General features: G+C 76.6%; 1 protein-coding gene. It reads right to left on the bottom strand.

What is annotated here, in order from left to right; genetic code table 11:
* Nucleotides 1-14: 14 nt before the first annotated feature.
* Nucleotides 15-11816 carry an SDR family NAD(P)-dependent oxidoreductase gene (locus ACWCV9_RS22020; RefSeq protein ID WP_450789111.1) on the bottom strand — a complete coding sequence of 3934 codons (11802 nt, stop codon included), beginning with the start codon at nucleotides 11814-11816 and terminating at the stop codon, nucleotides 15-17.
* Between the last annotated feature and the right edge of the window lie 42 nt (nucleotides 11817-11858).

Genomic DNA, 11858 nt, shown 5'->3' with positions numbered 1-11858 from the left:
GTTCGCATCCGTGATCACGCCGTGTCCCCGCCGAAGGCCGTGCGCACGAGATCGTCGACGTCCATGTCGTCGATCCCGGCCGCCTCCTCGCCCGGCACCGCCGGGTCCGCGGCCTCCTCGCCTCCGGCGAGCCGGAGCAGGTCGGCCAGCAGACCGGCCTGCCGGAAGCGGGCCAGCGGGATCGAGGCCAGTGCCTCGCGGAACTTCTTCTCCTCCAGCTCCTCCGCGGTCAGTTCCCGGCTCTCCGGGAAGAGCTGGTCGCGCAGGTAGCGGGCCGTGTTGACCGGGGTGGCCTGGTCGAAGACGAGCGTCGCCGGCAGCCGCAGCCCGGTGGCCGCGCTCAGCCGGGTGCGCAGCTCGACCGCGGTCAGCGAGTCGAAGCCCAGCTCCAGGAAGCCCCGGGTCTCCGGCACGGCCTCGGCCGAGGCGAGCCCCAGCACCGTCGCCGCCTGCTCCCGGACCAGGCGCAGCACCGCCGACTCCCGCTCCTGCGCGGGGAGTTCGGCCACCTGCGCGGCGAACGGCCGGCCCGCTTCCTCCGCGCCGCCCGGGCCGCCGGCCCGCCGCCCGGCGCGGAGTACCGTGCGCAGCACCGCCGGCACCGCGTCCGCGTCGGCCGCCGGCGCCGGCTTCAGCGGCACCAGGACGGCGTCCTCGGCGCCCAGCGCCGCGTCGAACAGCGCGAGACCCTCGTCGGTGGGCAGCAGCCCGACCCCGGACCGCGCCATGCGCCGCAGGTCCGCCTCGGACAGCGCGCCGGTCAGCCCGCTGCGCTCCTCCCACATGCCCCAGGCGAGCGAGGTGCCGGCGAGGCCGGCGGCCCGCCGGGTGCGCGCGAGCCCGTCCAGGAAGGCGTTGGCCGCCGCGTACCCGCTCTGCCCCGCGGTGCCCAGCACCCCGGCGGCCGAGGAGAACAGCACGAAGGCCGACAGGCGGGCGTCACGGGTCAGTTCGTGCAGATGCAGCGCGCCGTCCACCTTGGGCCGCAGCACCCCGGAGACCCGCTCGGGGGTCAGCGCGGTGAGCACCCCGTCGTCCAGCACCCCGGCGGCGTGCACCACCGCGGTCAGCGGATGCGCGGCCGGGATCCCGTCCAGCACCGCGGCCAGCGCGTCCCGGTCGGCCACGTCGCAGGCGGCCACCGTGACCCGGGCGCCCTGCCCGGTCAGCTCCGCCGCCAGCTCGGCCGCGCCCGGCGCGTCCGGGCCGCCGCGGCTGGTGAGCAGCAGCCGGGTGACCCCGTGCCGGGCCACCAGGTGACGGGCGACCAGCGCGCCGAGGCCGCTGGTGCCGCCGGTGATCAGGACCGTACCCTCCGGCGCGAGCGGTGCCGGGCCGTCCGCCGCCTCGGCGGCGGGGGAGACCCGGGCGAGCCGCGGCGCCTGCACCACACCCCGCCGGACCACCAGCTGGGGCTCGTCGCCGCCCAGCGCCTGCGGCAGTGCGCGCAGGGACGCGGCGTCCTCGTCCGTGTCCAGCAGCACGAACCGGCCGGGGTGTTCCGACTGCGCCGCGCGCAGCAGCCCCCACAGCGGGGCGTGCCGCAGGTCGTGCGCGGGCTCGTCGTCGTCCAGGGACATCGCGTACCGGGTGGCGAAGACCAGCCGCGAGCCGGCGAACCGCTCGTCGGCGAGCCACTCCTGGGTCAGCGCCAGCGCCCGGTGGACCGTCCCGTGCACGGCCGCGGCCGGACCCGCGTCCTCCCGCGGGTCGCACAGGCAGGGCACCAGGACCACCTCGGGCGCCGGCGTTCCGGCGGCCACCGCCGTGGCCAGCGCCGCCAGGTCCGCGTACCCGTCGAGCCGCTCCCCGGCCCGCTCCAGCACGGCCCCCAGCTGGAGGTCGTCCGGGCCCAGCACGGCCCACCCGCCGATGGGCGCGCGTCCCGGAGCGAGCCGCTCGCCGGTCAGCCGGAACAGCGAACGCAGGCCCGCCCGGCGGGAGTTCGCCAGCGCCCCGGACGGCACCGGTCGCGCCCGCAGCGAGCCGACCGAGAGCACCGGAGCGCCCGCCGTGTCGAACGCCGTCAGGGACACGGTGTCCTCGCCCGCCGGCGCCAGCCGTACCCGCAGCGCCGCCGCGCCCGTGGCGTGCAGGGACACGCCCTGCCAGGCGTACGGCAGCCGCGGCTCGCCGGCGTCGGCCACCAGCCCGCCCAGGACCATTCCGTGCAGCGCCGCGTCGAACAACGCCGGATGCATGCCGTACCGCCCTGCCTCCGCCTCGTCCGGCAGGCGGACCTCGGCGAAGACCTCGCCGTCGCGCCGCCAGAGCGCGCGCAGCCCCTGGAAGGCCGGGCCGTACTCCAGTCCGGCCGCCGCCAGCACGGCGTACCCGTCCTCCAGGGCCACCGGTTCGGCGTCCGCCGGCGGCCACGCGGGCAGCCGGTCCGGCGCGGCCGGCCCGCCGGGGGCGAGCACCCCGACGGCGTGCTTCTGCCACGGGGTGTCCGCGGGCGCGTCCTCGGGCCGCGAGTGCACCTCCACGGAGCAGCGTCCGGTCCCGTCCGCCTCCCCGGTCAGCACCCGCAGTTGTACGGCACCCTCCTCGTCCACCACCAGCGGTTCGAGCAGGGTGAGTTCCTCGACCGTGCCGCAGCCGGTCTCGGCACCGGCGCGCAGCGCCAGTTCCACCAGGCCGGTGCCGGGGAAGAGCACCGTGTCCCGCACCGCGTGGTCGGCCAGCCAGGGCTGGGCCGTGAGGGACAGCCGGCCGGTCAGCACCGTGCCGGCCGGGCCGGGCAGCGCCACCAGGGCGCCGAGCAGCGGGTGGCGCGTGCGGCCCAGTCCGGCGGAGGTGACGTCGGCCGCGGCGACGGTGCGCTCCAGCCAGTACCGCTCGCCCTCGAACGGATAGGTCGGCAGCGCGGCCGCGGCCGTACGGCCTTCGGGGAAGGCCGCGGCCCAGTCCACCGGCACGCCACGGGTGTGCAGTTCGGCGGCGGAGGCCAGGAATCGCCCGAGGCCGCCGTCCTCCCGGCGCAGCGAGCCCACCGTGACCCCGTGGGCGACGTGCGCGGCGTCCATGGTCTGCTGGATCGCCATGGTCAGCACGGGGTGCGGGCTGGTCTCCACGAACACGTCGTGGCCCTGCTCCAGCAGCAGCCGGGTCACCCGCTCCAGATGCACGGTCTGCCGCAGGTTGCGGTACCAGTACTCGGCGTCCAGCGCGGTGGTGTCCAGCTCCGTGCCGGTCACCGTCGAGTAGAAGGGGATCTCCGCGGGCCGCGGAGAGATCGGCGCCAGCTCCCGCAGCAGCTCCTCGCGGACCTGCTCGACCTGCGGGGAGTGGGAGGCGTAGTCCACCGGCAGCACCCGGGTGCGGACCCCGTCGGCGGCACAGCGCGCCACCAGCTCCTCCAGCGCGTCCAGGTCACCGGAGACGACCGTGGACGACGCGCCGTTGACCGAGGCCACGGACACCTTGCCGGCCCACTGCTCCACCAGCTCGGACACCGCCTCCTCGCCCAGCGCGACGGACACCATGCCGCCCTTGCCGGACATCGCGAGCAGCGCCTTGCTGCGCAGCGCCACCGCCCGGGCCGCGTCGTCCAGGGTGAGCGCGCCGGCCACGCACGCGGCGGCGATCTCGCCCTGGCTGTGGCCCATCACCGCCTGCGGCCGCACCCCGAAGTGCTGCCACAGCCGGGCCAGGGACACCATGACCGAGAACAGCGCGGGCTGGACGACGTCCACCCGGTCCAGCGACGGCGCGCCCTCGGCACCCCGCAGCACCTCCGTCAGGGACCAGTCCACATACCGCGCCAGCGCGGCCTCGCACTCCCGGATCCGCTCCGCGAACACCGCGGACTCGTCGAGGAGCCGCGCGGCCATCCCGGGCCACTGCGAGCCCTGCCCGGAGAACACCAGCACGGTCCGGCCGCGCTCGCGGGCCGTGCCCCGGACCACCCCGTCCGCGTCCCGGCCCTCGGCGAGGGCGGCCAGGCCCGCGCGCAGCTCTTCGGGGCCGGCGCCGACCACCACGGCCCGCTCGTCGAGCGTGGCGCGGGTGGTGGCCAGCGCGTGCCCGATCCCCGCGAGGTCCGGCGCACCGGTGTCCGCCAGGCGCGACAGCAGGCGCCGGGCCTGGGCGCGCAACGCCGTCCCGGTCTTGCCGGACAGCACCCACGGTACGGCGGCGAGCGCGGCCGGGGCGGCCTGCTCCGGGGCGTCCGGCGCGGGCTCCTCGGCCGGCTCCGGGGCCTGCTCGATGATCACATGGGCGTTGGTGCCGCTGATCCCGAAGGAGGAGACGGCGGCCCGGCGCGGCCGGCCGGTCTCGGGCCACGGGCTGGACTCGGTCAGCAGCGACAGCCCGCTCGCCGACCAGTCCACCTCCGGGGTCGGTCGGTCGACGTGCAGCGTGCGGGGCAGCACCCCGTGCCGCAGCGCCGCGACCATCTTGATCACGCCGGCCACGCCCGCGGCGGCCTGGGTGTGCCCGATGTTGGACTTCACCGAGCCCAGCCACAGCGGACGCTCCGGCTCGCGCTCACGGCCGTACGTCGCCGCCAGGGCCTGTGCCTCGATCGGGTCGCCCAGCCGGGTGCCGGTGCCATGGGCCTCCACCGCGTCGACGTCACCGGCGGCCAGACCGGCGTTGGCCAGGGCCTGCCGGATGACCCGCTGCTGGGAGGGGCCGTTGGGGGCGGTCAGGCCGTTGCTGGCGCCGTCGGAGTTGATCGCCGAGCCGCGGACCACCGCCAGCACCGGGTGGCCGTTGCGCCGCGCGTCCGACAGCCGCTCCAGCAGCACCGTGCCGACGCCCTCGCCCCAGCCGGTGCCGTCGGCGGCCGCCGCGAAGGCCTTGCAGCGGCCGTCCGGGGACAGCCCGCGCTGCCGGCTGAACTCCAGGAAGATGTCCGGGGCGGCCATGACGGCGGCGCCGCCGGCCACCGCGAGCGAGCACTCGCCCCGTTGCAGCGCCTGCACGGCCAGGTGCAGCGCCACCAGGGAGGACGAGCAGGCGGTGTCGATGGTCACCGCCGGCCCCTCGACGCCGAAGGCGTAGGCGATCCGGCCGGACATGACGCTGGAGGTGCTGCCGGTCAGCAGATAGCCGCCCAGGTCCTCGGGCGCCTGGCGCGGGTCGGACGGATAGCCCTGGGCCGCCGCCCCGATGAACACGCCGACCTGGCGGCCCTTCAGCGACAGCGGGTCGACCCCGGCCCGCTCCAGCACCTCCCACGAGGTCTCCAGCAGCAGCCGCTGCTGCGGGTCCATGGCCAGCGCCTCGCGCGGGCTGATGCCGAACAGCTGCGCGTCGAACCGCGCCGCGTCGTCCAGGAAGCCGCCCACCCGCACATAGGTCGTGCCGGGCCGGGTGCCGTCCGGGTCGTAGATGCCGTCCACGTCCCAGCCGCGGTCGGCCGGGAAGGGCATGACGACGTCGGTCTCGTCGGTGACGAGCCGCCACAGGTCCTCCGGGGTGGCGATGCCGCCCGGGTAGCGGCAGCTCATCGAGACGATCACCACCGGGTCGTCGTCCGCGGCCTGCGCCTGCGCGGCGGCCGGGACCGGCTCCCCGGCGGGCGCGGCGCCGAGCAGTTCGGCCCGCAGATGCCGGGCCAGCACGACCGGCGTCGGATGGTCGAAGACCAGCGTGGCGGACAGCTGCGTCCCGGCGGCACCGCTGAGCCGGTTGCGCAGCTCGACCGCGGTCAGCGAGTCGAAGCCCAGCTCCTTGAAGGTGCGGTCGGCGGCGACGGTCGCGCCGTCGGTGTGGCCCAGCACCGTCGCCGCGTGCTGCCGTACCAGATCGAGCAGGAGCTGCTCGCCCTCCGCCTCGGACACGCCCGCCAGCCGGTTGCGCAGGGCCGCGGTCGCGGCCGGCCGGGCCGCCTCGCGGGCCGCCCGGCGCACCGGCGTCCGGGTGAGCCCGCGCAGCAGCAGCGGCAGCTCGTCGGCCGCCCGGCGCAGCAGTGCGCCGTCCACCTTGGCCGGGACGAGGGCGGCCCGCCCGGCGGCGAGGGCGGCGTCGAACAGGTCCAGGCCCTCCTCGTCGGTGAGCGGCACCAGACCGGTGCGGCCGAGCCGGCGCAGGTCCACCTCGCCCAGCCCGCCGAGCATGCTGCCGGAGTCCTCCCACGGCCCCCAGGCCAGCGACACCGCGGGCAGTCCCGCCGCCCGGCGGTGCGCGGCCAGCGCGTCCAGCAGCACGTTGGCCGCCGCGTAGTTGGCCTGCCCCGGGCCGCCGAGCACACCGGCGGTCGAGGAGAACAGTACGAACGCGGCGAGATCGGCGTCCCGGGTGAGTTCGTCCAGGAGCAGCGCCGCGTCCGCCTTGGGCCGCAGCACGGTGTCCAGCCGCTCGGGGGTGAGCGACCCCAGGACCCCGTCGTCCAGCACGCCGGCCGTGTGCACCACGGCGGTCAGCGGACGGTCCGCGGGCACCGCGGCCAGCAGCTCCCGCAGCGCGTCCCGGTCGGCGACGTCGCAGGCCGCGACGGTCACCTCGGCGCCCCGCGCGGCGAGTTCGGCCACCAGGTCGTCCGCCCCGGGCGCCGCGGCGCCCCGGCGGCTGACCAGCAGCAGGTTCCGCACCCCGTGCCGGTCCACCAGCCGGCGGGCCACCCCGGCGCCGAGCGCGCCGGTGCCGCCGGTGATCAGCACCGTGCCCGCCGGGTCCAGGCCGGACGGCACGGTCAGCACGACCTTGCCGATGTGGCGGGCCTGGCTGATGAACCGGAACGCCTCGGCCGCGTGCCGCACGTCCCACGAGGTGACCGGCGGCAGCCGCAGCGCACCTTGTGCGAACAGCTCGAGGACCGTGCCGAGCATCTCCCGGGTGTGGTCCGGTCCCGCGTCCACCAGGTCGAACGCCCGGTAGGTGACGCCCTGGTGCGCCTCGGCGACCTCCTGGGCGTCCCGTACGTCCGTCTTGCCCATCTCCAGGAACCGGCCGCCCGGCACCAGCAGCCCGAGCGACGCGTCCACGAACTCCCGGGCCAGCGAGTTCAGTACGACGTCCACGCCGCGCCCGCCGCTGGTCCGCCGGAACTTCTCCGCGAAGTCCAGCGACCGGGAGGAGGCGATGTGGTCGTCGTCCAGGCCCATCGCGCGGAGCGTGTCCCACTTCGGCGGGCTGGCCGTGGCGTACACCTCGGCGCCCAGGTGCCGGGCCAGCTGCACGGCGGCCATGCCGACGCCGCCGGTGCCGGCGTGCACCAGCACCGACTCGCCCGGCCGCAGGTCCGCCAGGCCGACCAGCGCGTAGTACGCGGTGAGGAAGACCGCCGGGACCGACGCCGCCTCGGCGAAGGACCAGCCGTCCGGGACCCTGGCCAGCAGCCGGTGGTCGGTCACGGCCATCGGGCCGATCCCGCCGAAGATCATGCCGAACACCCGGTCACCGGGCGCCAACGCGTCGACGCCGGGGCCCGTTTCGAGCACCACACCGGCGCCCTCCACACCGAGCGGCCCGGCCTCTCCGGGGTACATGCCGAGGGCGTTCAGCGCGTCGCGGAAGTTCAGGCCGGCCGCCCGTACGCCCACCCGGACCTGGCCGGGGGCGAGCGGGGCGGCGCCGTCGGGGTGGTCCAGCAGGGCCAGGTTCTCCAGTGTGCCGCCGCCGTCGACGCCCAGCCGCCAGGCCGGCGCCGCCGGCACGGCCAGCGCCCGCTCGGGGCGCAGCCGGGTCAGCCGCGGCACCCGCAACTCGCCGTCCCGCACAGCCAGTTGCGGCTCGTCGGAGGCGAGCGCCACCGGCAGCAGATCCAGCGCGTCCGCCGGGCCGTCGAGGTCGACCAACGTGAACCGGCCGGGGTGTTCCGACTGGGCCGTGCGCAGCAGCCCCCACACGGCGCTGTGCGTCAGGTCGGTCACGTCCTCGCTGCCCGCGGCGACGGCGCGCCGGGTCAGCACCACCAGCCGGACACCGGCGAACCGCTCGTCGGCGACCCAGCCCTGGACCAGCTCCAGCGCCCGGTGCGCGGCCTCGCGCACGGCGTCACCGCGATCCGCTGCCGCGGTGGCACCGGCACCCGGGTCCGCCGCGACCGGGTCGGTACGGAAGGAGACCAGCACCGCCGCGGGGGCCGCACGGCCGCTTTCCAGGGCCGCGGCCAGGGCGTCCAGGTCGGGGTGGAGTGCGGCGGAGCCGCCGGTGAGATACGGCACCAGGTCGCCGGTGCCGGGGCCCACGGCCACCAGGTCCGGGGCCGCACCGGGCCGCGGTGTGGCGGCGAGCGGCTCCCAGCCCACCTGGAAGAGCCGGTCCCGGGTGGCGGAGCCGGCCGCCTCGATCCGCTCGCGCGCGGCCGGGCGCAGCACCAGCGCGTCGGCCGCCAGCACGGCCCGGCCGGACTCGTCGGCGGCCAGCACCGACACCGCGTCCTCCCCGGCCGGCGCCAGCCGCACCCGCAGCGACGGCGCGCCGACGGCGTACCGGGTCACCCCGCGCCAGGAGAAGGGCAGCCGGGCCTGGTCCCACTCGGGCAGCACCACGTTCAGGGCCACCCCGTGCAGGGCCGCGTCCAGCAGCGCGGGATGCACGCCGTACTCCTCGGGCCGGGTGCCGTCCGGCAGCCCGGTCTCCACGAACAGCTCGGTGCCGCGCCGCCAGGCGGCCCGCAGCCCCTGGAACACCGGGCCGTAGTCCAGCCCGGTCTCCGCCATCAGCGGGTACAGCCCGCCGACGTCCACCGGTTCGGCGCCGCGCGGCGGCCAGACGGCCAGCTCCTCCTCGTCGGCGCCGCCGGGCGCCTCGGCCCGGGCCAGCACACCGGTGGCGTGCAGGGTCCACGGCTCGTCGTCCGCCGCCTGGTCCGGCCGGGAGTGCAGGCTCAGCGAGCGCTGCCCGGACTCGCCCGCCGCGCCCACGCGCACCTGGAGCGTGACCGCCTCGCGCTCGGGGAGCACCAGCGGGGTGTGGAAGGTGAGTTCCTGTACGACGTCCAGGCCGACCCGTTCCCCGGCGTGCAGGGCCAGTTCGAGGAAGCCCGTGCCGGGCAGCAGCGCCTGGCCGAACACCTGGTGGTCCGCGATCCAGCCGTGCGCGCCGGTGGACAGCCGCCCGGTGAAGAGCAGTTCGTCGTCGTCCGCCAGGGACACCACCGCGCCGAGCAGCGGGTGGTCGGCCGTGCCGAGCCCGGCCGAACCCACCGCCGCCGAGCGGGCGGGCGTCAGCCAGTAGCGGCTGCGCTGGAAGGGGTAGACGGGCAGCTCGACGGCCGGCGCTGCGGCTCGCCCGTAGAACACCCGCCAGTCGACGGGGACGCCCCGGGTGTGCAGCCGGGCGAGCGCGGTCGTCACGGTGAGTTCCTCGGCCCGCTCCGCGCGCAGCGCCGGGACCAGATCGGCGTCCGCCGCCGTGAGGCTGTCGCGGCCCATCGCGCACAGCGTCCCGTCGGGGCCCAGCTCCAGGAAGGTGCGCACGCCCGCGGCCTCCATGGCGCGGACCGCGTCCGCGAACCGCACGGTTCCCCGGGCGTGCCGCACCCAGTACTCGGGCGTCCGCAGCTCCTCCGCGGTGATCTCCCGCCCGGTCAGCGCCGATACGACGGGGATCTCCGGGGAGCCGAACGCGAGCCCGGCGACCACCCGGCGGAACTCCGGCAGCATCGGGTCGATGAGCGGGGAGTGGAAGGCGTGACTGACCGTCAGTCGCTTGGTCTTGCGGCCCTGTTCGGCGAAGTGTGCCGCGATCTCCAGCACCGCGTCCTGCTCACCGGCCACCACCACGGAGTCCGGACCGTTCACCGCGGCCAGGTCGACCCGTGCCGACCGCTCGGCCACCAGCGGCAGCACCTCCTCCTCGGCCGCCTGTACGGCGACCATGGCGCCGCCCTCCGGCAGCTCCTGCATCAGCCGGCCGCGCGCCGCCACCAGGGCCGCCGCGTCCGCCAGGGACAGCACCCCGGCCACGTGCGCGGCGCTCACCTCGCCGATGGAGTGCCCGGTCACATACTCCGGGCGGACCCCGTGGTGCGCGACGAGCCGGAACAGCGCGACCTCCAGCGCGAACAGCGCCGGCTGGGTGTACTCGGTCCGGTCCAGCAGCCCCTCGGTGCCGTCGGCGCCGAACACCACGTCGCGCAGCGGCCGCCGCAGATGCCGGTCCAGCTCCGCGCAGACCTCGTCGAACGCCTCGGCGAACACCGGCGAGGCGCCGTACAGCTCGCGGCCCATGCCCACGCGCTGGCTGCCCTGGCCGGTGAAGAGGAAGCCGAGCTTGCCGCGCACCGCCTGACCGAGCGTCACCCGCGGGTCGGGGCGGTCCTCGGCCAGCGCCGCAAGGCCCCGGGCGAGTTCCTCGCCGCTCTCCGCGACGACGGCGGCCCGGTGCTCGAACGCCGTCCGGGTGGTCGCGAGCGCATGGCCGACCGCCACCGCGTCCGGCGCGTCCTCGGCGTCCAGCCGGGCCAGCAGGGCGCGCGCCTGGTCCCGTACGGCCTTCGGGCCGCGCGCCGACAACAGCCAGGGCACCGCCCGCGGCGCGGTGCCGGCACCGGTGTCCGCGGCCTCCTGCTCGGGTGCCTGCTCCAGCACCACATGGGCGTTGGTGCCGCTGATGCCGAACGACGACACCCCGGCGCGGCGCGGCCGGCCGGTCTCCGGCCACGGCGTGGCCCCGGTCAGCAGCTCCACCCGGCCCACCGACCAGTCCACGTGCGGCGTCGGCTCGTCCACGTGCAGGGTGGCCGGCAGCACGCCGTGCTGCATCGCCAGCACCATCTTGATGACGCCGGCGACGCCGGCCGCCGCCTGGGTGTGCCCGATGTTGGACTTCACCGAGCCCAGCCAGAGCGGGTCGGTGCGGTCCTGGCCGTAGGTGGCCAGCAGCGCCTGCGCCTCGATCGGGTCGCCCAGGGTGGTGGCGGTGCCATGGGCCTCCACCGCGTCGACGTCGCCGGGGGCCAGCCGGGCGTCGGCCAGCGCCTGCCGGATCACCCGCGCCTGCGCGGGGCCGTTGGGCGCGGCCAGCCCGTTGCTCGCCCCGTCCTGGTTGGTGGCGCTGCCCCGCACCACGGCCAGCACCCGGTGCCCGAGCCGCCGCGCGTCGGACAGCCGCTCCAGCGCCAGCACGCCGACGCCCTCGGCGAGGCCGGTGCCGTCCGCCGCCGCGGCGAAGGACCGGCACCGCCCGTCCGCGGACAGCCCGCGCTGCCGGCTGAAGCCCTGCAACTGGTGCGGCGTGGTCATCACGGTGATGCCACCGGCCAGCGCCAGCGAGCACTCGTCCCGGCGCAGCGCCTGGCACGCGGCGTGGATCGCCACCAGCGAGGCCGAGCAGGCGGTGTCGATGGTGACCGCGGGGCCCTCCAGGCCGAGCGTGTACGCGATCCGGCCGGAGAGCACGCTCGCCGCACCCGAGGTCAGGAAATACCCCTCGTACTCGCCGAGTTCGGCCGGGGGGACGCGGGCGTAGTCCTGGAAAGCGGTGCCCATGTACACACCGGTGCGGCTGCCGTGCAGCGTCGTCGGGTCGATTCCGGCCCGCTCCAGCGTCTCCCACGAGGTCTCCAGCAGAAGCCGCTGCTGGGGGTCCATCGCGACCGCCTCGCGCGGCGATATACCGAAGAACTCCGCGTCGAACTCCGCGATGTCGGTGAGAAATCCGCCGTGGCGCGTGTACACCGTGCCCGGGCGGTCCGCGTCCGGGTCGTACAGCGCCTCCAGGTCCCAGCCCCGGTCCGTGGGGAACCCGGAGACCGCGTCACCGCCCGCGGCGACGAGCTGCCAGAACTCCTCCGGGGTCCGGATGCCACCCGGCAGCCGGCAGCCCATGCCGACGACGGCGATCGGTTCCTGCGCGGCGGCGAGCAGCTCCTTGTTCTCCTGCCGCAGCCGCTCCGTCTCCTTCATTGACGCGCGCAGGGCATCGACGATTTTGTCCGGCGACGTGGCCATGGTCCCTCA

The organism is Streptomyces sp. NPDC001606 (assembly GCF_053596835.1).
The sequence above is the reverse complement of the archived record's forward strand: the minus strand, read 5'-3'. Positions and strand labels throughout refer to the sequence as shown.